20 protein-coding genes and 2 pseudogenes are annotated in these 25,876 nt (G+C 65.9%); 10 read left to right on the top strand and 12 right to left on the bottom strand.

Features of this window, described 5'->3' with window-relative positions; all coding sequences use genetic code 11:
* Position 1 precedes the first annotated feature (1 nt).
* Positions 2–825, bottom strand: a pseudogene (locus tag MYXE_RS23455) (LpqN/LpqT family lipoprotein); the annotation flags it as partial.
* 183 nt (positions 826–1,008) lie between these two features.
* Between MYXE_RS23455 and leuS the strand changes: the two are divergent.
* Positions 1,009–3,915, top strand: a complete 2,907-nt coding sequence (gene leuS, locus MYXE_RS23450) for a leucine--tRNA ligase (protein ID WP_003919790.1) — start codon at positions 1,009–1,011, stop codon at positions 3,913–3,915.
* 26 nt (positions 3,916–3,941) lie between these two features.
* On the opposite strand, the gene MYXE_RS23445 is transcribed toward leuS, so the two are convergent.
* From MYXE_RS23445 to MYXE_RS23400, 10 genes are all read right to left on the bottom strand, one after another.
* Positions 3,942–4,613: an SDR family oxidoreductase gene (locus MYXE_RS23445; protein WP_003919789.1), complete on the bottom strand. Its 672-nt coding sequence runs from the start codon at positions 4,611–4,613 to the stop codon at positions 3,942–3,944.
* Positions 4,614–4,748: 135 nt separating this feature from the next.
* Positions 4,749–5,249, bottom strand: a complete 501-nt coding sequence (locus tag MYXE_RS23440; RefSeq protein WP_003919788.1) for a MarR family winged helix-turn-helix transcriptional regulator — start codon at positions 5,247–5,249, stop codon at positions 4,749–4,751.
* Between the two features lie 56 nt (positions 5,250–5,305).
* Positions 5,306–6,055 (bottom strand): amino acid ABC transporter ATP-binding protein, encoded by a 750-nt coding sequence (locus tag MYXE_RS23435; RefSeq protein ID WP_003919787.1) that lies wholly within the window; start codon positions 6,053–6,055, stop codon positions 5,306–5,308.
* The gene (locus MYXE_RS23430; RefSeq protein WP_085197845.1) at positions 6,052–7,845 is read right to left on the bottom strand and encodes an ABC transporter substrate-binding protein/permease; all 1,794 of its coding nucleotides are present in this window, start codon (positions 7,843–7,845) and stop codon (positions 6,052–6,054) included. Before MYXE_RS23430 ends, MYXE_RS23435 begins: the two co-directional genes overlap by 4 nt.
* A gap of 51 nt (positions 7,846–7,896) precedes the next feature.
* Positions 7,897–8,592 carry a GntR family transcriptional regulator gene (locus MYXE_RS23425; protein WP_085197843.1) on the bottom strand — a complete coding sequence of 232 codons (696 nt, stop codon included), beginning with the start codon at positions 8,590–8,592 and terminating at the stop codon, positions 7,897–7,899.
* A gap of 86 nt (positions 8,593–8,678) precedes the next feature.
* Positions 8,679–9,476, bottom strand: a complete 798-nt coding sequence (locus MYXE_RS23420; protein ID WP_085198026.1) for an LLM class F420-dependent oxidoreductase — start codon at positions 9,474–9,476, stop codon at positions 8,679–8,681.
* Positions 9,477–9,486: 10 nt separating this feature from the next.
* Positions 9,487–10,380 (bottom strand): alpha/beta fold hydrolase, encoded by an 894-nt coding sequence (locus MYXE_RS23415; RefSeq protein ID WP_085197841.1) that lies wholly within the window; start codon positions 10,378–10,380, stop codon positions 9,487–9,489.
* Between the two features lie 77 nt (positions 10,381–10,457).
* A complete protein-coding gene (locus MYXE_RS23410) occupies positions 10,458–11,552 on the bottom strand; it encodes an inositol-3-phosphate synthase (RefSeq protein ID WP_003919782.1) in 1,095 nt (364 codons plus the stop codon).
* A 53-nt stretch (positions 11,553–11,605) separates the two neighbouring features.
* Entirely contained in the window at positions 11,606–12,148 is a 543-nt protein-coding gene (locus MYXE_RS23405) for a PadR family transcriptional regulator (RefSeq protein ID WP_003919781.1), read from the bottom strand.
* Positions 12,149–12,289: 141 nt separating this feature from the next.
* Positions 12,290–13,132 (bottom strand): DUF1707 SHOCT-like domain-containing protein, encoded by an 843-nt coding sequence (locus MYXE_RS23400; RefSeq protein WP_172468636.1) that lies wholly within the window; start codon positions 13,130–13,132, stop codon positions 12,290–12,292.
* Between the two features lie 113 nt (positions 13,133–13,245).
* On the opposite strand from MYXE_RS23400, the gene MYXE_RS23395 reads away from it, so the two are divergent.
* The 8 genes from MYXE_RS23395 to MYXE_RS23360 all read left to right on the top strand — a co-directional run bounded on the left by MYXE_RS23395 (position 13,246) and on the right by MYXE_RS23360 (position 23,229).
* Positions 13,246–13,680, top strand: coding sequence for a DUF5318 family protein (locus MYXE_RS23395; RefSeq protein WP_085197839.1), 435 nt, complete (start codon positions 13,246–13,248; stop codon positions 13,678–13,680).
* Positions 13,673–16,240, top strand: a complete 2,568-nt coding sequence (locus MYXE_RS23390) for a transglycosylase domain-containing protein (RefSeq protein ID WP_085198022.1) — start codon at positions 13,673–13,675, stop codon at positions 16,238–16,240. Before MYXE_RS23395 ends, MYXE_RS23390 begins: the two co-directional genes overlap by 8 nt.
* Positions 16,237–17,871 (top strand): glycosyltransferase family 87 protein, encoded by a 1,635-nt coding sequence (locus MYXE_RS23385; protein ID WP_085197837.1) that lies wholly within the window; start codon positions 16,237–16,239, stop codon positions 17,869–17,871. The genes MYXE_RS23390 and MYXE_RS23385 overlap by 4 nt, the downstream gene beginning before the upstream one ends.
* 84 nt (positions 17,872–17,955) lie before the next feature.
* A complete protein-coding gene (gene rpsF, locus MYXE_RS23380; RefSeq protein WP_003919776.1) occupies positions 17,956–18,246 on the top strand; it encodes a 30S ribosomal protein S6 in 291 nt (96 codons plus the stop codon).
* 107 nt (positions 18,247–18,353) lie between these two features.
* Complete coding sequence (locus tag MYXE_RS23375; RefSeq protein WP_003919775.1) at positions 18,354–18,866, top strand: single-stranded DNA-binding protein; 513 nt, start codon at positions 18,354–18,356, stop codon at positions 18,864–18,866.
* 33 nt (positions 18,867–18,899) lie between these two features.
* Positions 18,900–19,154 (top strand): 30S ribosomal protein S18, encoded by a 255-nt coding sequence (rpsR, locus tag MYXE_RS23370; protein WP_003919774.1) that lies wholly within the window; start codon positions 18,900–18,902, stop codon positions 19,152–19,154.
* Positions 19,155–19,182: 28 nt separating this feature from the next.
* A complete protein-coding gene (gene rplI, locus MYXE_RS23365; RefSeq protein ID WP_085197835.1) occupies positions 19,183–19,641 on the top strand; it encodes a 50S ribosomal protein L9 in 459 nt (152 codons plus the stop codon).
* A gap of 498 nt (positions 19,642–20,139) precedes the next feature.
* Positions 20,140–23,229 (top strand): replicative DNA helicase, encoded by a 3,090-nt coding sequence (locus tag MYXE_RS23360; protein WP_085197833.1) that lies wholly within the window; start codon positions 20,140–20,142, stop codon positions 23,227–23,229.
* 55 nt (positions 23,230–23,284) lie between these two features.
* On the opposite strand, the pseudogene MYXE_RS23355 reads toward MYXE_RS23360, so the two are convergent.
* Positions 23,285–23,619: pseudogene (locus tag MYXE_RS23355) on the bottom strand (PIN domain-containing protein); the annotation flags it as partial.
* 832 nt (positions 23,620–24,451) lie between these two features.
* Between MYXE_RS23355 and ltrA the strand changes: the two are divergent.
* Positions 24,452–25,825: a group II intron reverse transcriptase/maturase gene (ltrA, locus tag MYXE_RS23350; RefSeq protein ID WP_085196455.1), complete on the top strand. Its 1,374-nt coding sequence runs from the start codon at positions 24,452–24,454 to the stop codon at positions 25,823–25,825.
* Positions 25,826–25,876 lie beyond the last annotated feature (51 nt).

Below are 25,876 nucleotides of genomic sequence, written 5' to 3'. Positions count from 1 at the left end.
GCGCCGGTCCTCCAGCCGCCGGCGTGCTCACCCGGAATCCGTTCACGATCGCGTCGGTGGCCGGCGCCTCGGCGACAGCCCGGGCGACGTCCGTGGTCACCGCCAGCGACACCAGGTACTTGTCTGGCCCCGAGGTGGCGATGACGTGGCGCCGGGAGGTGTTGAGTGTCATGTCGTTCTGCCGGTAGGTGCCCTCGATGATCGACGACGGGAAGCCGCCGAAGTCGGCGAGCGAGGCGGTGGTGGTCCGCCAGGCGGGCAGCTGCTGGCTGTCGACGAAGCCATGGCTGATGGCCTCGCGGGGGTTGAAGTCACCGATCAGCTTGTACACCACCACCTGGGCGTTGGAGGTGTAGAGGCTGTTGCCGGATCGGTTGGCGATCACCACGAATGGGTCGGCCACGTTCGGGTCGGGAACCTGCGTCCAGCCCGCTGGCATTGGCAGCGTGATATCGAGCGCGGTGAAACCCTGCGGCTTTTGCGGCTCGAGTTTGACGCCCTTGGACTGCAAGTAGTCGCGCAGCGTCCCGGTGGTGGCCGCAACCGGTGTCGACTGCACCGGCAGCGTGGGGCCCGGGAGAGGCGCCGCGGCGGCGGCGGCATTGTCGACGACCCCGGAGCCGGCGCCACCGGAAACGCGGCAGCTGAGGCGCTGTTGCCGACCCCGCCGGTGACGTTCTGGGCGATCGGCGGCGGTGCCGGGGTTGGCCGCGGCGGAAGCACAGGCTCCGCCGATGCGATGGCGCTGGCAAAGCCCACAGCAGCGGCGAAGCCGACGGCTGCACCGCCTGCCACTGCCCGCCAGCTGTGAGCGGTCCGCGTCATCTGGGTCGATCCTTTCGAACGCTCGGGCAAACAGTGGTCGTTAGGGGCCGACTGTAACCAGGGTGGCGCGCCGCCGAGAAGGCCTGGAATCGACCTGGAACCAACCTCTGATCGGTCCGCGACGCAACCGAAACCAACCTGTGGCCTAAAGCCCACCCGGCGGCGCCCTTATACGCTGTTGACGTGAGCGAATCCCCGCCCGCCACGGCTGGCCTGCACACCGCGGCTGCAGACGTGGACTCCGACACCCCGCGGTACCGCTACACCGCGGAGTTGGCGGGGCGCATCGAACGGACTTGGCAGGACAACTGGGAACGGATGGGCACGTTCCATGTCCCCAATCCGGTCGGGTCGTTGGCGCCCAGCGACGGCTCGGCGGTGCCCGAAGACAAGCTGTTCGTTCAGGACATGTTTCCCTACCCCTCCGGTGAGGGATTGCATGTCGGTCACCCTCTGGGCTACATCGCCACCGACGTCTACGCCCGCTACCACCGGATGATCGGACGTAACGTCTTGCACGCGTTGGGTTTCGACGCATTCGGTCTGCCGGCCGAGCAATACGCGGTGCAGACCGGTACCCACCCGCGGATCCGAACCGAGGCCAACATCGCAAACTTCCGGCGCCAATTGGGGCGGCTGGGTTTCGGCCACGACAGCAGGCGGAGCTTTGCGACCACCGATGTCGACTTCTACAAGTGGACGCAGTGGATATTCCTGCAGATCTACAACGCGTGGTTCGACACCGCCGCCAACAAAGCTCGGCCGATCGACGAACTTATCGCCGAATTCGATTCCGGGGTCCGCCGTCTCGATGACGGGCGCGAGTGGGCGACGCTGTCGGCCGGTGAGCGAGCCGACGTGATCGACAGCTACCGGTTGGTGTACCGCTCGGAAGAGATGGTGAACTGGTGTCCCGGGCTGGGTACCGTGCTGGCCAACGAAGAGGTCACCGCCGAAGGGCGCAGCGACCGCGGGAACTTTCCGGTGTTTCGGAAACGGTTGCGCCAGTGGATGATGCGGATTACCGCTTACGCCGACCGGCTGCTCGACGACCTCGACCTGCTGGACTGGCCGGAAAAGGTCAAGACCATGCAGCGCAACTGGATCGGGCGCTCCACCGGTGCGGCGGCACTGTTCGAAGCGTGCACACCCGCCGGCGAAACCGTCGACATCGAAGTGTTCACCACCCGCCCCGACACCATGTTCGGCGCAACCTATCTGGTGCTGGCTCCCGAGCACGAGCTGGTCGACCGCCTGGCCGCACCCAGTTGGCCGGAGGGCGTGGACCCGCAGTGGACGTTCGGCGGCGCCACCCCCATCGACGCCGTCGCCGCATATCGGCGATCCATCGCTGCGAAGTCCGATTTGGAGCGCCAAGAAAACAAGGCGAAGAGCGGTGTCTTCCTGGGCGCCTACGCAACCAACCCGGCGAACGGCAAACCGATACCGATCTTCATCGCCGACTATGTCTTGCTCGGATACGGCACCGGCGCGATCATGGCGGTTCCCGGCCACGACCAGCGTGACTGGGAGTTCGCCCACGAATTCGGACTGCCCATCGTGGAAGTAATTGCCGGCGGCGATGTTTCGCAAGCCGCCCACACGGGCGATGGAATACTGGTCAATTCGGACTACCTCAACGGCCTGGATGTTGCCACCGCGAAGCAGACGATCACCCGTCGGTTGGAGGCCGAGGGCCGCGGCCGGGCCCGCGTCGAATACAAGCTGCGGGATTGGCTTTTCGCCAGGCAGCGGTATTGGGGTGAACCTTTCCCGATTGTCTACGACAGCGACGGGCGCCCACACGCGCTTGACGAGGCAGCACTGCCGGTGGAACTGCCTGACATGCCGGACTATTCGCCGGTCTCCTTCGACCCGGATGACGCCGACAGCGAGCCCTCGCCACCTTTGGCCAAGGCGACCGACTGGGTGCATGTCGAGTTGGATCTCGGTGATGGGCTAAAGCCCTATACCCGCGACACCAACGTGATGCCGCAGTGGGCGGGCAGCTCCTGGTACGAGCTGCGCTACACCGATCCACACAACTCAGAACGGTTCTGCGCCAAAGAGAACGAGGTGTACTGGATGGGCCCGCGGCCAGCCGAGCACGGGCCGAACGACCCGGGCGGTGTCGACCTGTACGTCGGCGGCGTCGAGCACGCGGTGCTGCACCTGCTGTACGCCCGGTTCTGGCACAAGGTGCTCTACGACCTCGGGCACGTCAGCTCGCGCGAACCGTACCGGCGCCTGGTCAACCAGGGCTACATCCAGGCCTATGCCTACACCGATTCCCGCGGATCGTATGTGCCGGCCGCTGACGTGGTTGAACGCGACGGCAAGTATGTGTACCCGGGTCCGGACGGCGAAATCGAAGTCTTCCAAGAGTTCGGCAAAATCGGTAAGAGCCTGAAGAATTCGGTGTCGCCCGACGAGATTTGCGACAGCTACGGCGCCGACACGCTGCGGGTGTACGAGATGGCGATGGGACCGTTGGAAGCGTCGCGTCCGTGGGCCACCAAAGACGTCGTCGGCGCTTACCGCTTTCTGCAACGGGTGTGGCGGCTGGTGGTCGACGAGCACACTGGGGCAACCCGGGTCGCTGACGCTCACCCAGAGCTTGACCTCGACACGCGTCGGCTGCTGCATCGCACCATCGCCGGCGTGTCGGAAGACTATGCGGCACTGCGTAATAACACCGCGGTGGCCAAGCTGATCGAATACACCAACCACCTCACCAAGCAGCACCGCAACGCGGTGCCCCGGGCGGCAGTGGAACCGTTGATCTTGATGCTTGCTCCGCTGGCTCCGCACATGGCCGAGGAACTGTGGTCACGGCTGGGCCACACCGAATCGCTTGCGCACGGACCGTTTCCCGTGGCCGACGCCAACTACTTGGTCGACGACACCGTCGAGTATCCGGTCCAGGTCAACGGCAAGGTGCGCGGTCACATCGTGGTTGCCGCCGACGCCGACCCCGACACGCTGCAGGCGGCGGCCCTGGCCGACGAGAAGGTGCAGGCGTTCTTGGCCGGCGCTACACCCAGGAAGGTGATCGTGGTGCCGGGGCGGCTGGTCAACCTTGTCGTGTAAGTCGGCGTCTGCCCGCGCGCAGCGCGCTAGCGCTGCCGGATCACTACCTCGTGGACATGGCCGTCGGGTGGGGTGTACACGACGTTGGCGACCACCCCGGCCACGGTCTCGGGCCGCAGAAACTTAGCCGGGGTGTATTCGCCGCCTTCGAAGTCGACCAGTTCGCGTTGCATGTCGGTGTCGACCCGACCCGGATACACCGTGGTCACCCGCAGCTGGGGCTCGTCGTCGCGCAGCGAGTCTGCAAACGCCCGCAGCGCAAACTTGCTGGCGGAGTACGACGCCATGCCCGGCGACACTTTGCGTCCCGACCCGGAGTTGACGAACACCACCTGGCCGTGTGCACGCCGCAGCGCCGGCAGCAGCGCCAGGGTCAGCGCCACCGCCCCAAAAACGTTCACCTCGAACGTGGCCCGCCAGTCGTCGACCTTGGAGTCGCCGACATGGCTTGGTATCGACACCCCGGCGTTGTGCACCAAGACATCAAGTTCGCTCAGCGAAAGAGAAGCGGCCGAGTTCTCGACCGCGTCGGTGTCGGTCAGGTCCACCGGCCACGCGGTGGCCTGCAGCCGCTCGGCGACCGCGTCCAGGCGTTCCGAGGGCCGCCCCGCCAGCACCAGGGTATGCGTCTGGGCCAGCGCTTCGGCGATCGCCGAGCCGATCCCCCGGCTGGCACCGGTGATAAGTGCAGTCGGCATGTCAGCCAGCTTAAGCCGACCCGATGCCGCCGCCACACCACAGCCTGCCGCACTGACTGAAAAATTCAGGGCTGCAGGCGATTACAACTCAGCAGTGTGAGGACAACAGCTGATGTTGTTGACAGATCCGCGGTTTCACGCCTGCTCGCGGGCGGTCGGCGCGCCCGCGGCAGCGGCCGGCTCGATGGTGGCCAGCCGTTCCAGCGGGGCCAACGCCTTGGTCAGGGTGTCCAGGTCGGACTCGCTGAGCTGGCTGAGCATCGCCGCCAGCGCGGCGTGTCGATTGGCCAGCGACTCACGGTGAACGGCCAACCCGCGAGGGGTGATGTCGACCAGCACAGCGCGCAGGTCGGACGGGTCGCGGGAGCGTTTGACCAGGCCGAGCTTTTCCAGCCGACGGATCGCCACCGTGGTGGTGGGCGTGCGCACCCGCTCATGCGCGGCGAGATCGGTCATGCGGATCGGGCCACGGTCGAGCAGCGTGACCAGAATCGACAATTGCGCAAGCGTCAAATCACCGGTCGTGGACATGTTCGGGTCGCCGCGACGCAAAATGGCAAACAGTTTCGACAGCGCGCGGTGCAGGCCCTCCGCCAGCTCGGCCAGTTCCGGAGCGCTGGCTTCCCGTTCCGCCATAATTCGCCAGTCTAACCTGACGGGCGTTTACGCAGGCCGGAAAATCGTTTTTATCGTCAAAGTACTTGGGACAAGAAACGCTGCAACCGCTTGGTTTCGGCGGACTCGAATATCTTCGCCGGCGGCCCAGATTCCACGACTTTGCCGCGATCCATGAATACCACGGTGTCCGAAGCCGACCGGGCGAAGCCCATTTCGTGGGTGACGACGACCATCGTCATACCCTCGGCGCCCAGATCGGCAATCAACGCCAACACTCCCTTGACCATTTCGGGGTCCAGCGCCGAGGTGGCCTCGTCGAAGAACATCACCTGCGGCGCCATGGCCAGCGCACGCGCGATCGCCACCCGCTGCTGCTGGCCGCCCGACAGCGTGCCCGGTCGTGCATCCGCCTTGTGCTTCAGGCCAACCCGATCCAGCTGTGCCAGTGCCAGGTCGCGGGCCACGTCGGCCGGCAGCCGTCGCAGCTTGCGCGGGCCCAGCATGACGTTGTCGAGCACACTGCGATGCGGGAACAAGTTGAACTGCTGGAACACCATGCCGATGCGCTGGCGTAACCGGTCCGGGTTGTCACCCAACACCGACCGGCCGTCGAGCAGGATGTCGCCGCGGTCCGGCTCGTACAACCGGTTCAGCGTGCGCAGCAAGGTCGACTTGCCCGAGCCCGACGGACCGATCACCGCCGCCGTGCTGCCTGCCGGCACGTCGATGTCCACCCCCCGCAACACCGCGTTCGGGCCGAATGACAGATGAATATCCTTGCCCGCCAACGAGACTGGCTCACGACGCGCGATTTGGGTCGTCATGTCATCTCCTGGGCGGAGATCGCACTCGGATCCAGCGGGTCCTGTGGTTCGGCGACCACCCGGCCGCGGCGAAGCCGGGCGTCGATGAAGTTCACCAGATGCGTCAGCGGGATCGTCAGTGCCAGGTAGAAGACGCCGGCGGCCACCAGCGGTGAAAGGCTTCCGGTCTGGGCGTTCAGGTCGCGGCCGACCTGGAAAAGTTCGCGCTGCCCGGCGATCAGGCCCAGGAAATACACCAGCGCGGAGGCCTTCAGCAACGCGATGAACTGGTTGACCAACGCGGGCAGCACCCGCCGGATGCCCTGCGGCACCACCACCAACCGCATCGCCGCCGGATAGCTGAACCCCAGCGCCCGCGACGCCTCCAGCTGGCCGGGGTCGACGCTTTGGATGCCCGAGCGGAAGATCTCTCCGACGTAGGCCGCCGCGGTCAGCCCGAGCGCGGCAATACCCAGCGGATAGGGATTGCTGTTGGTCAGCCCGCCCACCAGCGGCCCCACGCCCAGCCCGATGAGCAGGATGATCACCACCTCGGGCAGGCCGCGGAAGATATCGGTGTACACCCGCGCCGGCCAGCGCAGCCAGCGCACGTGCGAGATCCCGGCGATCGCCAGCATCATGCCGATCACCAGCCCGATCACGCTGGCGCTGACCGTCAGGATCAGCGTGTTAGGCAGCCCCGTCGTCAACAGCACCGGGACGGCCTGCTTGTAGAGGCTCCAGTCGAAGAACGAGTCGCGAAGCTGGGCCAGGGTCGATTTCGCCGCGACCGGCTCGTCGACGGTCCGGTGATGCCGCGCGGCGATCGCGGCGAAAGGCGGCAGATGTGGTTGCGGCGCAGCCTTGGAGCCGGGTTTCCAGCCGGGTGGCAGTGGCCTGGGCACCCAGTCGGAGTACAGCCGCGACCAGGTACCGTCGGCGATCACGGCGTCCAATCCGGAGTTCAGGGCGGCGAGCAGCGGGCGGTTGTCCTTGGCCACCGCGTAGGCCACGTAGTTGCCGAGGCTGAAGGTATGAGCGACGGTCACCGCCGGGTCGCCCGGGCGCACCGCGTTGAGCGCCTCCAGGGCCGGCGCCACCCAGGCGTCGATCTGGCGGGTTTTGAGGCTGGCGTACACGGTGTTGAAGTCAGGGAACTTCACCGGCTGCAGGTGCAAGGTTTCGACGACGTAGGCGTCCTCGACCGTGCCCTGAACCACTCCGATGCGTTGCCGGCTGGTGAGGTCGTCGAACCCGGCGATCGGCGACCCGGACGGAACAACCAGCGAAAAGTAGCCGAAGTCGTAGCCGTTGGTGAAAGCGACGGTGCGCCGCCGGGCGTCGGTGGCAGTGATCGATGCCGACCCGACATCGAAACGCCGCGCCGCCACCTGGGCGAGCAGACCGGAGAAGTCCGTGCCGGCGAAGGTCACCTTCAAACCCAGCTTTGCCGCGATGGCCCTCAGTAGCTCGTTGTCGAAGCCGCTGTACCGGCCTTGGGCGTTGATGCAGCTTGTCGGCGGGGCCTGCGAGAGCGTGCCAACCGTCAGGGTTCCTGGGGTGATCAGCCCCAGCGCGCCGATGTCTACCGCTGACAGCGGCTCGACGGTGGGGGTCGTGTACTTGTCCTCGTGCGGACGGTGGGCGCTGGCGAGCTTGCGCGGCAACGCGATCGCGTTGTCGGCCCCGACTGGGGCGCACTGGTTGGTGTCGGCTGCGACGGGTGCAGCCAATCCGAGGCTGGCCACCACCAGCAGCGCGGCGGTCAGCGCCAGCACCCGCCCCGCACGCCGCCCACGATTCACGCTCATGACCGCAACGTATCGACTGGTGGGCCGTTCAGCCACGACCGACGGGTGTGGTCACAGCGCGACGGCGTGAGCAGACCCGGAACCCACACACCCGGTAGGGGCGAACACCCCGCGGCGAACCAGTTCGGCGAGCATGACTTTGCCCATCACGTCGGCACGGCCGATGCATGCGGCGCGCGCAGCGGCCGGGTCGCGGCGGTGGATGGCCGAGGTCTCCTCTTCGTAAAAGGGCAGCAGTTCGTCGCGGCCGTTCTGGTAAGTCGCCCAGAACACTCGCGGGATCAGGGTTTGGGTGGCGCGGATCGCCGCATGCAGCCGCGGCCCGGCGTACTCGTCGTTGACGGTGCGCCGGTACTCCGCAGCGGCGTCGAGGAAAGCCCGCGATTCCTTGGACGTGCGCAGGGCGCGCAGCAGGGTGTCGAGTCGCCCGAGGATCCGCGGCGTCGGGTTGGCGGCCGCGCGCGCCGAGGCCATGCCGTTGAGCATCCCGTAGAGCTCGTGGTGTTCGGTGACGGTGTCCTCGTCGAACCGCTCGATGAATGCGCCGCGGTGATAGCGCGTGGACAGGATGCCGTCGTGTTCGAGCTGCACCAGCGCCTCTTGGATGGGGACACGGCTGATCCCGAGCTCCTTGGCGATCTCGTTGCGGTCGACGCGGTCGCCGGTGCGCAGCTTGCCGGTCAACACCAGGTTGAGGATGTGGGAGACGACCAGGTCCTTCTCTTTGACCCCGTACTTCTTGGGCATCGGTGGCTCCCGGCTTGCTGTGCAGATCCGCGTTGTAAAGCTTCTCACGCGTCACACCCGTGCGGTCCTTTTTGCCCGAGGAAGCCCTAACGGTGGTCGCGCCACCGGCACAACGCCTCGGCGGCGCTCAAGTCGTAGTCGGGACCGGAGGAGCCGACCGTCAGCAATGTCACGCCCAACCGGGTGAGGTCCTCAGCCTCGGCGATCAGCGCGTCATCGCCACGCGCCCCGGTTTCGCCGCCCACCGCGGCGGAGTGTTCGATGGTGTCGGGGTTGCGCCCGACAGCCGCGCAGTGATCGGCCAGCACAGCCGCCTTCGCCGGGTAGGTGTCGCGGGTGGCGAAACTGTGCCAAATGTCGGCGTATTGCGCGACGAGCCGCAATGTCTTCTTCTCGCCCTGCCCGCCGATGAGGATCGGTATGTGGCGTGTGGGCGCCGGATTCAATTGGGCCAGGCGGGATTTGATGCGTGGCAAGGCGGCGGACAGGTTATCTAGCCGGCTGGCTGCGGTACCGAATTCGTAGCCGTATTCGTCGTAGTCCTTCTTTTTCCAGCCGGATCCGATGCCGAGAACAAGCCGTCCGCCGCTGATGTGGTCGACGGTGCGAGCCATGTCGGCGAGCAGGTCCGGATTGCGGTAGGAGTTGCAGGTCACCAAGGCGCCGATCTGGATGCGCGACGTCTGCTCGGCCCAAGCGCCCAGCATCGTCCAGCATTCGAAGTGAGCACCGTCGGGGTCGCCATAGAGCGGGAAGAAGTGATCCCAGTTGAATGCGTAGTCGACGCCGATGTCCTCACAGCGGCGGACCGCGTCGCGGATGACACGGTATTGGGAGGCGTGCTGCGGCTGTAATTGCACACCGATGCGAACAGGCTGCGTCATAGCCATCACGTTAGCCGTCGAGCACGGCCCGTAGGATGTCGACCAGGGCGCGGGGCTGATCGCTTTGCACCGAATGCCCGGAGTTGTCGACGACGTGGACACCGCGGAAATCCCTGGCGCGACGGCGCAATTCAGCAACATCGCCGTCGCCGACGAAACCCGACATCCCGCCCCGGACGAGCGTGATGGGCGCGGTGAGCGCCTGCACGTCGTCCCACAGGCCACCGAAATCCGGAAAGCTCTGCATCGCGTCGTAGCGCCATGTCCAGCGCCCGTCGTCGAGCCGGCGCGAGTTGTGGAACACGCCGCGGCGCAACGATTTCACGTCGCGGTGCGGCGCGGCGGCGATAGCCTGCTCCAGCATCGCCGCGAAGCTGGGAAACTCCCGCTCGCCGTGCATCAACGCCACCGTGCCGCGCTGGGCGTCGGTCAGCTCGGCATGCCGCTGCAACGACGACGGCGTGACGTCGACCAGCACCAGTTCGCGCACCAGCTCCGGTGCAGCCGCGCCAAGGGATACCGCGGTCAGCCCGCCCAGCGACATGCCGACCACCAGCTCCGCGCCGGGGGCCAGCTCGCGCAGCACCGGCATCAGGGTGGCGGCGTTGCGCCGCGGCGAGTAGTCGCCGTCGTCGCGCCAGGCCGAACGGCCGTGGCCGGGAAGGTCCACCGCCAACGCCGGCTCGCCCAAGCCCACGATGACGGTGTCCCAAGTGTGCGCGTTCTGTCCGCCGCCGTGCAGGAACACCACCCGCGGCGGGCCCTCACCCCAACGCAGCGCGCTGATCGCGCCAGCGTCGACACGCTCGACGCTGGGCAGCGGCCCGTCCACGCCGGCCTGCTCGGCATTTTCGGCCAGCAGCGCGAATTCGGAAAGTCCGGCTAGTTCGTCGTCGGAGAGCACAGCAGTTAGTCTGCCGCGAAAGTGCAACCAGCGACACGTTTCCCGAGTGGGGCCGTCGCTAGTTGCACTCTCGCGGGCTAGCCCGTGATGAACTCCTCGAGCCGGACGCGCGCGATGTCGTCGGGCATCTGCTGCGGCGGGCTCTTCATCAGGTAGGCCGACGCGGGGATCACAGGCCCGCCGATGCCTCGATCCTTGGCGATCTTGGCAGCCCGGATCGCGTCGATGATCACGCCCGCCGAGTTCGGCGAGTCCCACACCTCCAGCTTGTACTCGAGGTTCAGCGGCACGTCGCCGAACGCCCGGCCCTCTAGCCGCACGTAGGCCCACTTGCGGTCGTCGAGCCAACTGACGTAGTCCGACGGGCCGATGTGCACGTCTTTGGTGTTGAACTCCCGCTGCACGTTAGAGGTGACGGCCTGCGTCTTGGAGATCTTCTTCGACTCGAGGCGCTCACGTTCGAGCATGTTCAGGAAGTCCATGTTGCCGCCCACGTTGAGCTGCATCGTGCGGTCCAGTTGCACCCCGCGGTCCTCGAACAACTTGGCCAGCACCCGATGGGTGATCGTCGCGCCGATCTGGCTCTTGATGTCGTCGCCGACGATCGGCACCCCGGCGTCAGCGAACTTCTTGGCCCACACCGGATCTGATGCGATGAACACCGGCAGCGCGTTGACGAACGCCACGTCGGCGTCGATCGCGCACTGGGCGTAGAACTTGTCCGCCTGGTCCGAACCCACAGGCAGGTAGGACACCAGCACGTCGACCTCGTTGTCGCGCAGCACCTTGACTACGTCGACCGCATCGGCGTCGGACAACTCGATGGTGTCGGCATAGTACTTGCCGATGCCGTCGAGGGTCGGGCCGCGCTGCACCACCACGTCGGTGGGCGGCACGTCGGCGATCTTGATGGTGTTGTTCTCGGAGGCGAAGATGGCCTCGGACAAATCGAAGCCCACTTTCTTCGCGTCGACGTCGAACGCGGCGACGAACTTGACGTCGCGGACGTGGTACGGCCCGAACCGCACGTGCATCAAGCCGGGCACCGAGGAGTTCTCGTCGGCGTCTTGGTAATACTGAACGCCCTGGACCAGCGAGGACGCGCAGTTACCGACGCCGACGATGGCGACTCGGATCTCTGTCGACGCCGCGGGCGCGGTGTGCTCACTCATAAGGCGTTCTCCTTACCTGTACCTGTGGGGGTGGACGTGGTGCTCGGCTGTGCCTACGCCTGCTCGGCGTGACCTTGGGCTACCCGCTCCGCGGCGATCAACTCGTTGAGCCACTTGACTTCGCGCTCGCTGGACTCCAGCCCGAGTTGATGCAGCTGGCGGGTATAGCGGTCGAACGAGCTACTGGCCCGCGCCACTGCTTGACGCAGGCCTTCCCGGCGCTCTTCGACTTGGCGACGGCGGCCTTCCAAGATCCGCATCCGCGCCTCGGCGGGAGTGCGGTTGAAAAACGCCAGGTGTACCCCGAAGCCGTCGTCGGTGTAGTTGTGCGGACCGGTGTCGGCCACCAGTTCCGCGAAACGCCGTCGACCGGCGTCGGTGAGTTGGTACACCCGCCGGGCCCGCCGCACCGGCGTCCCGGCCGGAGCGGCGTTCTCGGCGATCAGGCCGTCGGCCTGCATGCGCCGCAACGCCGGATACAGCGAGCCGTAGGAAAACGCGCGGAAGGCACCGAGCAAACCCGTCAGCCGCTTGCGCAACTCGTAGCCATGCATGGGTGACTCGAGCAGGAGACCGAGGATGGCCAGCTCCAGCACCGAGTCACCTCCTTTGCTCCGTCGTGGCGACGCTGTCATATCGGGACACAGCCTCGAGTAATAATATCGTCCCGATATATTTGCCACCACACCAGCTTTCGTTTGTGCGGCGTTCAACGGCCTGCCAGGTCCCGGCGAGGCTCAGGACGGATAGTTCACCTGTTTGACGGTGCCGTCGCCGGCGAATGCGATGTAGCCGCTGCCGTAATCGCTGGACACATACACCGACAGCGACAGGGCGCCCGGCGTGGTCGGGTCGCGGGCCGGCTCGATCACCAGGTACGTGGTTTTGACGTCCGGCTGTTTGATGCCGAGGGTCTCCGGGGCGCCGCGCAGGATGCCCACGGTCGCCTTGGGGTCGAACCGGCTCAGGTCGACGGCGTCGGCGTCGCTGGTCTTCGCCGAGGCGGTCGGGTCTCCCCAGCCGCCGCGGTAGGTGTAGCTGAGCTGGCGACGGTCCCGGTTGGGGTCGGGGCGGTCAATCACCGCGTAGTCCGGGTAGATGACCAGCCGAAAACCCGTGATGTCGCCGAACCTTTTGCGGGTCTGGTCGATCAGGCCGGTCAGCCCGCCCAGCGACTGCAGCTGCCTGGGGGGTGTGAGTACCGTCGGCGCGACGCCGTCGGGTTTGGCACCAGGATCGGACGTGAAGTCTAGCGGCGAGGAGGTGTTGCCGTAGAGGCCCCACCCGATGCCCACGCCGAGCAGCACCGCGACGACGAGCGCGGCGATCATGACGCCCCAGCTGCTCGACCTGGTCGGTGTCGCGGGTGGGGGTGGTTGCACCGGGGCGGGCGCCGACTGCAGGTCGGCCACCAGCGTCTGAAGCTCGCCCAGCGTGACGGCACTGGTGGCCGCTTTGATCCGCTCCCGGTGTTCTTCCATGGACAGTTCGCCGTCGCTGAGCGCGGTGTCCAGCGCGCGGCAGGTCTGTTCCCGGTCGCTGTCTTTGGCCCGGGTCGCGGGGGTCTGCCGCGTCGCCACGGCGACGATCGTATGGCAACCCGCCAGGTGCACCCAGCCCGCGTAGTGGGGAAAGCCGCACAACATTTTGGCCAACATCTCGGTAAGGGCCGCGCGGACGTACTCTGGTCAGCATGCGACTCCAGCGACAGGTGGTGGACTACGCGTTGCGCCGCCGCTCACTGCTGGCCGAGGTGTACTCGGGACGTACCGGCATCTCCGAGGTGTGCGACGCGGATCCCTATCTGCTGCGCGCCGCGAAATACCATGGCAAACCCAGCCCGGTGATGTGCCCGATCTGCCGCAAAGAGCAGCTGACGCTGGTGTCGTGGGTGTTCGGTGAGCATCTGGGGCCGGTGTCGGGTTCGGCCCGTACGACCGAAGAGCTGGTCTTGCTGGCGTCCCGCTTCGACGAGTTTTCGGTACACGTAGTGGAGGTATGTCGGACCTGCCGCTGGAATCACCTGGTCAAGTCGTACGTCCTGGGTGCGGCTCGCCCAGCCCGTCCTCCTCGGGGGTCGCGCGGCACCCGGGCGGCGCGCAATGGTGCCCGCACGGCCAGTGAATAGCGACGGGCGCTACGACCGCTCATCCACCGACGTCCCCCGCGGGCCGACGCCAGGTGGTGCACCCAAACACCGCGGGGATCGCCGGTCACGCGGCCCTTCCCGCCCGGCGCCCGGTTCACCGCATCGGCCGATTCCTCCCGACGACCGGTTGACGACGGTCCTGCCGCCCGTCACCGACGACACCTCGCCCGGCCTGCGCGACCCGATCGAAGAGGTCAAGGCCGCGCTGGATGGCACCCGTTCCAGAACCCCGCAGCGGGCTCCGATCGAAAAGGTCGCGGCTGCGCTGGACGGCGCCTCACCGCCGCCGCGACGGCGCCGCCCGCTGACCGGCAGCCCGCCACCCGGTGGCCCGCGGCCCGGGCCGCAGCTGGGCTGGCTTGGCCGACTGGGCCGGCAACTGCAGGAGCTGAATTGGGATTGGGTGCATCGCCTCAACTGGATGTGGGTGCGACGCGGCCTCTACGCCGGCGCGGTCGTGCTGTTGGTGTTGCCGATCATCACCTTCGCCATGGCTTACTTCATTGTCGATGTTCCCAAGCCGGGCGACATTCGTACCAACCAGGTCTCGACGATCCTGGCCAGCGACGGCTCTGAGCTCGCCAAAATCATTCCGCCCGAGGGTAATCGGGTCGACGTCGACCTCAAGCAGGTACCCGTGCATGTGCGCCGGGCAGTGCTGGCCGCCGAAGACCGCAACTTCTACTCCAATCCCGGCTTTTCGTTGACGGGTTTCGCGCGGGCGGTGAAGAACAATATGTTTGGCGGCGACCTGCAAGGCGGCTCGACGATCACTCAGCAGTACGTGAAGAACGCGCTGGTCGGGTCGCAACGCACCGGGTTCGGCGGGTTGATCCGCAAGGCCAAAGAGCTCGTCGTCGCCACGAAGATGTCGGGGGAGTGGTCCAAAGACGATGTGCTGCAGGCCTATCTGAACATCATCTACTTCGGCCGCGGCGCCTACGGGATCGCCGCCGCGTCCAAGGCGTATTTCGACAAACCCGTCGAGCAGCTCACCGTCGCAGAGGGCGCGCTGCTGGCGGCACTGATCCAGCGACCGTCCGCGCTGGATCCCGCCGTCAATCTCAAGGGTGCGACCATCCGCTGGAACTGGGTGCTCGACGGGATGGTGGAAACCGGGGCGTTGTCACCGAGTGACCGTACGCAGCAAGTGTTTCCGCAAACCGTGCCGCCGGAGCTGGCCCGCGCGCAGAACCAAACCACCGGACCCAACGGTCTGATTGAACGGCAGGTGACCAAGGAACTGCTGGACCTGTTCAACATCGACGAAAAGACGCTCTACACCCAGGGTCTGCAGATCACGACCACCATCGATCCGCAAGCCCAGCGGGCGGCGGAGAAGGCGGTGTCGACCTACCTCGACGGCCAAGACCCTGAGATGCGGGCCGCGGTGGTGTCGATCGATCCGCACAGCGGCGCGGTGCGCGCGTACTACGGCGGCGCGGACGCCAACGGTTTCGACTTCGCCCAGGCGGGGCTGCAGACCGGGTCGTCGTTCAAGGTCTTCGCGTTGGTGGCCGCCCTGGAGCAAGGCATCGGCCTGGGTTACCAGGTGGATAGTTCACCGCTGACGGTCGACGGCATCAAGATCAGCAACGTGGAGGGTGAAAGCTGCGGCACGTGCTCTATCGCCGAGGCGCTGAAACGTTCGCTCAACACCTCCTATTACCGGTTGATGCTCAAGCTGAAGCACGGCCCGCAGGACGTCGCCGACGCCGCGCACCAGGCCGGCGTCGCCACCAGCTTTCCCGGAGTTCCGCACACGTTGTCCGAAGACGGTAAGGGCGGCCCACCGAACAACGGAATTGTGTTGGGCCAATATCAGACTCGGGTCATCGATATGGCCTCGGCCTACGCCACTCTGGCGGCGTCGGGTGTCTACCACGCACCGCATTTCGTGCAAAAGGTCGTCAACTCCGACGGCCAGGTGCTCTTCGACGCCGCTACCCAGGCCAACAACGGCGAGCAGCGCATCGACAAGGCCGTCGCCGACAACGTCACTTCCGCGATGCAGCCGATAGCCGGCTATTCGCGCGGGCACAACCTGGCCGGCGGGCGGCCGTCGGCGGCCAAGACCGGGACCACGCAGTTGGGTGACACCGACGCGAACAAGGACGCCTGGATGGTTGGTTACACGCCGTCGCTGTCGACCGCGGTCTGGGTCGGCACCGTCCGGGGCGACAAGCCGCTGGTCAACAAGTGGGGTTCGCCGGTATGGGGGTCGAGCTTGCCGTCGGACATCTGGAAGGCGACCATGGACGGCGCGCTGAAGGGCACCCCCAACGAGTCCTTTCCCAAGCCGGCCACGATCGGTGGCTACGCCGGGGTGCCCGCGGCCCCGCCCCCGCGGGTGGAGGCGCCGCCGTCGGAGACGGTGATCCAGCCGACGATCGAAGTGGCACCGGGCATCACGATTCCGGTCGGCCCGCCCACCACTGTTCCCGTGGCGCCGGCACCCGGACCTGTCGCGCCGGCGCCAGGCGGGCCAGGTCCTTTCGCACCGCCAGGAGCGCCCCAAGCGCCCGCACCGCCGCCGTGACCGACGCCGACACCCGCCGCACGATCGTCTCGCCGCGGCCATTGGCGGCTGACTTGCGCAGCGCCGACGACCGCGATTGCCCCAGCCGCACAGACGCTTTGGGCTCAGCGCTGTCGACGGTGATCGGCGGGCCGGTGGGCCGGCACGCCCTCATCGGCCGCGCGCCGTTCTTGACCCCGCTGCGGGTGATGTTTGTGATCGCGCTGGTGTTCTTGGCGCTGGGCTGGTCGACGAAGGCCCCGTGCCTGCAGAGCACCGGCACCGGACCCGGCGACCAGCGAGTGGCCAACTGGTCCAACCAGCGTGCGTACTACCAGTTGTGCTACTCCGACACCGTGCCGCTCTACGGCGCAGAGTTGTTGAGCCAAGGGAAGTTTCCCTACAAGTCCAGTTGGGTGGAAACCGACTCGGCCGGCAAACCACAGACCCGCTACGACGGCGGACCCGCGGTGCGCTACATGGAGTATCCGGTGTTGACCGGGGTCTATCAGTACGCGTCGATGGCGCTGGCCAAGACGTATACCGCGTTGAGCAAGCTGCATGTGCTGCCCGTGGTGGCCGAGGTGGTGGTGTTTTTCGATGTCGCCGCGTTCGGGTTGGCGCTGGCCTGGCTGGCGACCGTGTGGGCCAGCGCGGGACTGGCCGGCCGGCGGGTGTGGGACGCAGCCCTGGTGGCCGCCTCGCCGTTGTTGATCTTTCAGGCCTTCACCAATTTCGACGCGTTGCCAACAGCTTTCGCTATCAGCGGGCTGCTGGCCTGGGCCCGCCGGCGGCCGGTGCTGGCCGGTGTGCTGATCGGCCTGGGCGTCGCAGCCAAGCTGTATCCGGTGTTGTTTCTGGTTCCGCTGGTGGTGCTGGGCATTCGGGTGGGGCGGCTCGCGGAGGTAGTTCGCGCGGCTGCGGCGGTGCTTGCCACGTGGCTGGCGGTGAATCTCCCGGTGATGGTGCTGTTTCCGCGGGGGTGGTCGGAGTTCTTCCGGCTCAACACCCGACGCGGCGACGACATGGATTCGGTCTACAACGTCGTGAAGTCGTTCACCGGCTGGCGTGGCTTCGACCCCGGACTCGGCTTTTGGCAGCCGCCGGTGGTGTTGAACACCGTCGTCGCAGTGCTGTTCCTCTTGTGTTGCAGCGCAATCGCATACGTCGCACTGACGGCTCCGCAGCGACCCCGGGTGGCGCAGCTGACATTTTTGGTGGTGGCGGCGTTCCTGTTGACCAACAAGGTGTGGAGCCCGCAGTTCTCGCTGTGGCTGGTGCCGCTGGCGGTGCTGGCGTTGCCCCATCGACGGATCCTGCTGGCGTGGATGACGATTGATGCGGTGGTGTGGGTGCCGCGAATGTATTACCTGTACAGCATGCCCAATCGAGGGCTGCCCGAGCAGTGGTTCACCGCCGCGGTGCTGCTGCGCGATGCCGCCGTGGTGCTGCTGTGTGTGCTGGTGGTGCGCCAGATCTATCGCCCCAGCGAGGACCTGGTGCGCTGGGGCGGGCGCCTGGATGATCCGGCGGGCGGCGTCTTCGACCGGGCCGCCGACGCGCCGCCCAGCTGGCTGCCCGGCCGGCTGCGACCGCCGAAGCTGCGCCGGCCTGCGGCCGACGATTACCCAAGCCACGCGAGCATCCGGTAGCCTGTGCGGTTGCCGACGCAGGCGACCCTCCTGCCACGGATCCGACCGTGGCCGCACACGACCATAGGAGGTGATGAGGTTCCCATGCGTCCGTACGAAATCATGGTCATCCTCGACCCGACCCTCGACGAGCGCACGATAGCCCCCTCGTTGGAGGCCTTTCTCAACGTCGTCCGCAAGGACGGCGGCACCGTGGAGAAAGTCGACATCTGGGGCCGACGGCGGCTGGCTTACGAAATCGCGAAGCACTCTGAGGGCATCTACGCCGTGATCGACGTCAAGGCCGCTCCGGCGACGGTGACCGAACTCGACCGCCAGCTCAAACTCAACGAGTCCGTCATGCGGACCAAAGTGCTACGCACCGACAAGCACTAGCGTGGTGATGAACGACGATAGACGTCGGAGCAGTTGCGTAGGCTCTGCGTTGAGCCGCCTGCGCGCAGCGCGCAGAGCAGAGCACCCGGCGAAACCAGGAGGACGTTGTGGCTGGTGACACCACCATCACCGTCGTCGGCAACTTGACCGCTGACCCCGAACTGCGGTTCACCCCGTCGGGTGCTGCCGTGGCGAACTTCACCGTGGCGTCGACACCGCGGATCTACGACCGCCAAACCGGGGAATGGAAGGACGGGGAGGCGCTGTTTTTGCGGTGCAACATCTGGCGTGAGGCCGCCGAGAACGTGGCCGAGAGCCTGACCCGCGGGTCGCGTGTGATCGTGACCGGACGGCTCAAGCAGCGTTCGTTCGAAACCCGGGAGGGCGAGAAGCGCACGGTGGTCGAGGTCGAGGTCGACGAGATCGGCCCGTCACTGCGCTACGCCACCGCTAAGGTCAACAAAGCCAGCCGCAGCGGCGCCGGAGGTGGGGGCTTCGGCGGTGGCGGTGGACCCCGCCCAGCGGCGGCCCAGGCCAGCGGCGCAAGCACGGACGACCCGTGGGGCAGCGCCCCGGCGTCGGGCTCGTTCGGTGGTGGCGACGACGAACCGCCCTTCTAACCACAAGCAGCACGGCACGAAAGAGACGCATACATGGCCAAATCCAGCAAGCGGCGCCCGGCACCGGAAAAGCCGGTCAAGACACGCAAGTGTGTGTTCTGCGCCAAAAAAGACCTGGTGATCGACTACAAGGACACAGCGCTGCTGCGCACCTATATCAGTGAGCGCGGCAAGATCCGCGCCCGCCGGGTCACCGGAAACTGCGTACAGCACCAGCGCGACATCGCGCTCGCGGTGAAGAATGCCCGCGAGATGGCGTTGCTGCCCTTCACCTCTTCGGCGCGGTAGTCGCGCACCCGGACGAAAGTACGACACGATGAAGCTGATCCTGACCGCCGACGTCGACCACCTCGGCTCGGTCGGCGACACTGTCGAGGTCAAAGACGGTTACGGCCGCAACTTCCTGCTTCCACGGGGGCTGGCGATCGTCGCGTCGCGTGGCGCGCAAAAGCACGCCGACGACATCCGCCGCGCCCGGGAATCCAAACGGGTGCGCGACCTCGAGCACGCGAACGAGATCAAGGCCGCGCTCGAGGCGCTGGGGCCGATTCCCCTGCCGGTGCGGGCCGCACCCGATACCGGCAAGCTGTTCGGGTCGGTGACCGCCGCCGATGTCGTCGCCGCCATCAACAAGGCGGGCGGGCCGACCCTGGACAAGCGGATCGTGCGGCTGCCCAAGGAGCACATCAAATCGCTCGGGGCGCACACGGCGAAGGTGCATCTGCATCCCGGGATCGATGTCGAACTGACGCTCGACGTCGTCGCGCAGGGTTAACTCACCGAATCGACCACCCCGGTAGCGGCCATGACGGCCGCCGCCGGGGCGTTGCTGGCTGTGCTGGCGAACTAACGGCCGAGTAAATACGGCTGTGAACGTAACCGTCTGTTAACGCCGGAAATAACTGACTGCAATGCAACACGCCCGACATAGCAACCTGCCGCGACACGCCGAAGAGATTCTCATCCACACAAATTGCGCACTGCCGTGGTCCTCTTATCTGCGGAAATACTGTTACGCCGCGCATTCGTCCACAAGTTGTACACAGCCGCCTCAACACAGGTGCCGACGGATATGCACACACGATGCACAGCTTCATAAACAGCGGCCCTTGGAGTAGGTGCCAGCAACGTTTAGCGTCGACGCGTTCGCGAACTGCGGGCGGTCTTCTCGGGAGCGCGCGACGGGTGCTACGAACTGTCGGTGCTTCGACCTACAGTCGAACCGCCGATCGAATGAGCGTTCGAGGGTTGTGCTGGAGGAGGTGAAGAGCCCATGGCGGTTGTCGACGATCTCGGCTACCCCGGCATGGACGCCGCTTCACCCAGCGAGGACTTCGGGCGGCAGCCGCCGCAGGACCTCGCCGCCGAGCAGTCGGTGCTGGGCGGGATGCTGCTGTCCAAGGATGCGATCGCCGATGTGCTGGAGCGGCTGCGGCCTGGCGACTTCTACCGCCCCGCGCACCAGAACATCTACGACGCGATCCTGGATCTGTATGGGCGCGGCGAGCCGGCCGATGCGGTGACGGTGGCCGCCGAGTTGGACCGCCGCGGCCTGCTGCGCCGCATCGGTGGTGCGCCGTATTTGCACACGCTGATCTCGACCGTGCCGACGGCGGCCAACGCCGGCTATTACGCGGGAATCGTCGCCGAAAAGGCGCTGCTGCGCCGCCTGGTGGAGGCCGGCACCCGGGTCGTGCAGTACGGCTACGCCGGCGCCGAGGGCTCGGATGTGGCCGAGGTGGTCGACCGGGCACAGGCAGAGATTTACGACGTCACCGATCGGCGGCTCTCCGAGGATTTCGTCGCCTTGGAGGACTTGCTGCAGCCGACGATGGACGAGATCGACGCCATCGCCTCCAGCGGTGGTTTGGCGCGCGGGGTGCCGACCGGTTTTCATGAACTCGACGAGGTGACCAACGGTCTGCATCCCGGGCAGATGATCATCGTCGCGGCCCGGCCCGGGGTGGGCAAGGCGCTCGCGTTGGACACGCCGCTGCCGACGCCGTCCGGCTGGACGACAATGGGCGACGTCGCGGTCGGTGACGAGCTGCTGGGCGCCGACGGGCAGCCCACCCGGGTGATCGCGGCGACCGACGTGATGATGGGGCGGCCGTGCTACGAGGTCGAATTCTCGGATGGCACAGTCATTGTCGCCGACGCGGATCACCAGTGGCCGACGGGCTACGGGGTTCGCACGACCGCCGAATTGCGATGCGGATTGGATAGCATCGCCGCCGCCGGGTCGATCGCGCGGTACGCCGAGCGCCGGGTCACCACCAACTTGATGTCGCCGGTTCTGCAGCTCGACGCGGTGCGCCGGGTTCGCAGCGTCCCCGTGCGCTGCATCGAGGTGGACAACGCCGCGCACCTGTATCTGGCCGGACGTGGCATGGTGCCGACCCACAACTCGACGCTGGGCTTGGATTTCCTGCGATCGTGCTCGATCAAGCACCGGATGGCCAGCGTGATCTTCTCGCTGGAGATGAGCAAGTCCGAGATCGTCATGAGGCTGCTCTCTGCTGAGGCGAAAATCAAGCTCTCGGACATGCGTTCGGGCCGGATGAGCGACGACGACTGGACGCGGTTGGCACGGCGGATGAGCGAAATCAGCGAGGCGCCACTGTATATCGACGACTCGCCGAATCTGACCATGATGGAGATCCGCGCCAAGGCCCGGCGGCTGCGCCAAAAGGCCGACCTGAAGCTGATTGTGGTGGACTACCTGCAGCTGATGACCTCTGGCAAGAAGTTCGAGTCGCGCCAGGTGGAGGTATCCGAATTTTCCCGCAACTTAAAGCTTTTAGCGAAAGAACTCGACGTACCGGTTGTCGCGATCAGCCAGCTGAACCGCGGTCCCGAGCAGCGCACCGACAAGAAGCCGATGCTGGCCGACCTGCGTGAGTCGGGCTGCCTCACCGCGAACACCCGAATCCTGCGCGCCGACACCGGGGCCGAGGTGACGTTCGGCGAGCTGATGCGGACGGGTGAGCGGCCGCTGGTGTGGTCGCTCGACGAACAGTTGCGGATGGTGGCGCGCCCGATGACCAACGTGTTCCCGAGCGGACGTAAAGAGGTGTTCCGGCTCCGGCTGGCCTCGGGACGGGAAGCGGAGGCGACCGGTAACCACCCGTTTATGACGATCAACGGCTGGACGCCGTTGGAGCAGCTGAAGGTTGGCGACCGGCTTGCCGTGCCGCGTCGGGTTCCTGAGCCGGTTGACACGCAGCGTGTGGCTGACTCCGAAGTCATCTTGCTGGCGCACATGATCAGTGATGGGTCGTGTGTGAAGGATAAGCCGGTTGGCTATGCGAGCGCCGACGAAGTGTACTTAGCTGAAGTGGGGATTTCCCCCGCGCACTTCGGCGTAACCGCCGTGCGCGACGACTACCCGGCGGCCCGGGTGACAACACTGCGACCGCCGGCGCCGTACCACCTGACGCACCGTAAGCGCAATGCGATTGCCGCGTGGCTGGATGAGCAGGGGCTGTTCGGCCTACGTAGTCACGAAAAGTTCGTGCCAGAGCGGGTTTTCAAGCTACCCAATGATCAGGTGGCGTTGTTCCTGCGCCATCTGTGGGCAACGGATGGTTCAGTGCGGTGGGACGACAAGCTGGGAATGGGGCGGATCTACTACGCGGCGACAAGTCGGCAGCTTGTCGACGACGTCCAGCAACTGCTGCTACGCCTGGGTGTAAACAGTCGAATCACAAAGCTGCGCAAGACGGGTTACCGCGACTGCTGGCGTCTGTGGATTGACCGGGCCGACAATCAGATTGCGTTTTTGACCAAGGTCGGCGTCCATGGCCTACGCAGCAGGGCAGCGCAGAAAGTCCTGGAGGAACTGACCGCACGAGTGCGACGTCCAGGTGCGGACACGGTGCCGAAAGAGGTTTGGGCTCGGATCGTACAGGCATTGTCGTCCCGACAGATGACGTACCGCGAATTCGCAGTTGCGGCCGACATAAGGCCGGAAGGTTCGGCGACATGGACGCACGCTCCAGGCCGACCGCGGCTACATCGGGTGGCAGCGCTTCTTCAAGGCGGGGCGCTTCACGATCTTGCGACCAGCGATGTGTTCTGGGACAAGATCGTGGAGATCACTAGCATCGGCGAACGCGATGTGTACGATGGGACTGTGCCAGGAACTAATAACTTTGTGGCACAGGGAATTTCAGTACATAACTCCCTCGAACAAGATAGCGACATGGTAATCCTGTTACACCGGCCTGACGCCTTCGAACGCGACGATCCGCGCGGCGGCGAGGCGGACTTGATCCTCGCCAAGCACCGCAACGGGCCGACGAAGACGGTGACTGTCGCGCACCAGTTGCACTTGTCGAGGTTCGCCAACATGGCGCGGTAGAGCACCTTGTTGGCGCCGCCTCCCACCACCACATCTGAGCCTGGTCTGCCAATTCCTATCTCCGCCGAACGCTGTTAGCGCCTTTTCCTGGCGCGACCACGGTCATGCCGAGGTCGTCGGCGGCCGCGCTAAGGCGAGTGTCGTAGGTGACGAGCGCGGTCAACGGTGCAGCGGAAGCGGCGGTTTGAGCGGTGGCGAGATGTATTGCGTCGAGTAATCGCAGTGCGGGATTGGGGTAGGCCGCCGCGGTGGAACGGATGACATGGTCGATTTCGAAGCGGTTTAGCCTGGCCAGCACGGAGGGCACGCGGGTAGTCCTTCCGGGGCGACTGCGCGGATGGCTCTGGGGAGCTCGACTTCAGTCAAAGCGGATGTTATCCAGGGGATTTCGGGGGAAACTCTTCCGCCACGTCTCCGTGCTTTGGGGTTGACCCCTGACGGACACCTAACTGGTGGGATCCCTGGGCCCGCGGGAATGATGTCCGTATGTCGGGGAAGCGTTCGCAAGTACACCCCGGAGTTTCGGAGCAGGCTGCCCGCCTGGTAATTGAGACCGGCCACCCGGTACCTCACGTGGCCGCCGAGATCGGTGTCGGTAAACAAGTCTGGGGCGCTGGGTGCGCCTCCAACGCCAAGCGCCCGCAGCTGGCGATACTGGCAGCCGCGTCGCAACTTAACCCGTTCCCGGTATGTAAGTACGACAGTTATGATCCCCGCATGGTGCGTCCAGAAAGCTGGATCAGGCTAGCGGGTGGAAGTCCCGTCCCGGTAAGCACCGGAGCGCCGGGTAGCAGGCCCCGGTTCGTCGCTGAGAGGCGACGGGCTAAGCGGGGTGTCAAGAGCTTCTTTGGAGGGAGCAAGTGCACGGGCCGTAGCAGCATCGCGAACTCTGCAGCCTCGTCAGATTCACAACAGGAGAGCCGAGCCGCTCATGTCACGGTGAAGGCCACGTCCGGCGAGTCCCGGTCCGGGGTCAGCTCGTCGGGTCTCCTCGGGGTAGGGGAGATGGCACGTGCACACAGTCTGGTTCGGAACTGGAGAGACCCGTCTGCGCACGCCCGCGTCGGGCAAGAGACCAAGGGTATAAGCCGATGGTGAAAGTCCTTGGAGCACAGCGGGAGTCCGAGGGGGTCATAGTACCGCTGATCGGCGTGCAGCATAACGCGTCGGGAGGAAGGGCCCCTGCTTTGATCACGTGCGCGAAGCGGGTAAGTGTGAGGGCATGACCGGATCGCTCCGGTCCAATAACCCCGGCAAGCCATTGCTTGCCGTAGCCGATGACGAGCCGTTGAGCCCGTCGGGAGTGAAAGTGCGACAACTGCAACGGGCGCTATGGGCTGCGGCCAAGCAGTCTGAGGGTCGGCGTTTCCACGCCCTGTTTGACCGTATCTACAGGGGTGACGTCCTGTGGGAGGCGTGGTTTCGCGTGTGCAAGAACAAGGGCGCGGCCGGGGTGGATCGCATCACCGTGGCCGCGGTGGAGGACTACGGCGTGGACCGCATGTTGCGTGAGTTGCGCGGTGACCTTCGCACGGGTCGTTACCGTCCGGCGCCAGCGCGCCGGGTGGAGATCCCCAAACCACAGGGCGGTAAGCGGCCGTTGGGGATACCCACGGTGCGAGACCGGGTGGCCCAGGCGGCGGCCAAGATCGTGTTGGAACCGATTTTCGAGGCGGATTTCTTGTCGTGCTCGTATGGGTTTCGGCCGAGGCGGTCGGCGACGATGGCTAAGGAACGCTTGCGGACCGGGTTCATCGAGGGCTATCAGTTTGTGGTCGAGTTCGATATCGCCAATTTCTTCGGCGAAATCGACCACGACCGGCTACTGGCTCAGGTCAGTAAACGGGTTTCGGATCGGCGGGTGCTCAAACTGCTGCGCTTGTGGCTGCAGGCAGGAGTGATGGTCGAAGGTGTGTTGGAGCGGACGGTCGCAGGCACACCGCAGGGCGGGGTGATCTCGCCGCTACTGGCCAACATCTACCTGCACGTGCTCGACACTGAGTTATCTGCCCGTGGGGTGGGTGAGTTGGTGCGCTACGCCGATGACGGTGTGGTGCTGTGTCGCAATGCGGCACAAGCCGAGCACGCCTTGGCGGCGGTGGGAGAAATCTTGGCGTCATTGGGGTTGCGGCTGCATCCGGACAAAACGAAGGTAGTCGACCTACGGGAGGGTCGGGAGGGGCTGGATTTTCTGGGCTGTCACTTCCGAGCTCGCATGTCGGGGCGGCTGTGGGAACAACGGCGCATCGTGCGCTACTACCTGCACCGTTGGCCGTCACAGCGGGCGATGAAGCGGCTGCGGGAGAAGGTCCGCGACCGCACCGGCCGCAACCGCGCCGGGACAGACATCCGCGTCATCATCGCGGAGCTGACTCCGATCTTGCGCGGCTGGGGAAATTACTTTCGCACCGGCAACGCCGCCGACAAGTTCACCCAGATCGACCGGTACGTGTGGCGGCGGTTGTTCCGCTTGATGGTTAAGAAGCGGGGCCGCAACCTTCGTGCTGGGCAAGCTGATCAGTGGACTGAGCCGTGGTTCAACGGGCACGGCCTGTATCGACTTCGTGGCACCATCCGTTACCCGAAGGCTGCGTAACCATGTCTAGAAGATCATCGGTAAGCCGTGTGCGGGAAAACCGCACGCACG

It is taken from the genome of Mycobacterium xenopi, assembly GCF_009936235.1.
In the GTDB taxonomy this organism is placed as follows: domain Bacteria; phylum Actinomycetota; class Actinomycetes; order Mycobacteriales; family Mycobacteriaceae; genus Mycobacterium; species Mycobacterium xenopi.
The sequence above is the reverse complement of the archived record's forward strand: the minus strand, read 5'-3'. Positions and strand labels throughout refer to the sequence as shown.

What these genes read in the sequence shown, in the direction of transcription:
- MYXE_RS23445 (WP_003919789.1), bottom strand. Translation starts at nt 4,613, where the DNA reads ATGCCGACTGCACTTATCACCGGTGCCAGCCGGGGGATCGGCTCGGCG.
- MYXE_RS23420 (WP_085198026.1), bottom strand. Translation starts at nt 9,476, where the DNA reads ATGACGCAGCCTGTTCGCATCGGTGTGCAATTACAGCCGCAGCACGCC.
- MYXE_RS23410 (WP_003919782.1), bottom strand. Translation starts at nt 11,552, where the DNA reads ATGAGTGAGCACACCGCGCCCGCGGCGTCGACAGAGATCCGAGTCGCC.
- MYXE_RS23395 (WP_085197839.1), top strand. Translation starts at nt 13,246, where the DNA reads ATGCGACTCCAGCGACAGGTGGTGGACTACGCGTTGCGCCGCCGCTCA.
- ltrA (WP_085196455.1), top strand. Translation starts at nt 24,452, where the DNA reads ATGACCGGATCGCTCCGGTCCAATAACCCCGGCAAGCCATTGCTTGCC.
- rpsR (WP_003919774.1), top strand. Translation starts at nt 18,900, where the DNA reads ATGGCCAAATCCAGCAAGCGGCGCCCGGCACCGGAAAAGCCGGTCAAG.
- rplI (WP_085197835.1), top strand. Translation starts at nt 19,183, where the DNA reads ATGAAGCTGATCCTGACCGCCGACGTCGACCACCTCGGCTCGGTCGGC.
- MYXE_RS23425 (WP_085197843.1), bottom strand. Translation starts at nt 8,592, where the DNA reads ATGCCCAAGAAGTACGGGGTCAAAGAGAAGGACCTGGTCGTCTCCCAC.
- rpsF (WP_003919776.1), top strand. Translation starts at nt 17,956, where the DNA reads ATGCGTCCGTACGAAATCATGGTCATCCTCGACCCGACCCTCGACGAG.
- MYXE_RS23360 (WP_085197833.1), top strand. Translation starts at nt 20,140, where the DNA reads ATGGCGGTTGTCGACGATCTCGGCTACCCCGGCATGGACGCCGCTTCA.
- MYXE_RS23435 (WP_003919787.1), bottom strand. Translation starts at nt 6,055, where the DNA reads ATGACGACCCAAATCGCGCGTCGTGAGCCAGTCTCGTTGGCGGGCAAG.
- MYXE_RS23440 (WP_003919788.1), bottom strand. Translation starts at nt 5,249, where the DNA reads ATGGCGGAACGGGAAGCCAGCGCTCCGGAACTGGCCGAGCTGGCGGAG.
- MYXE_RS23430 (WP_085197845.1), bottom strand. Translation starts at nt 7,845, where the DNA reads ATGAGCGTGAATCGTGGGCGGCGTGCGGGGCGGGTGCTGGCGCTGACC.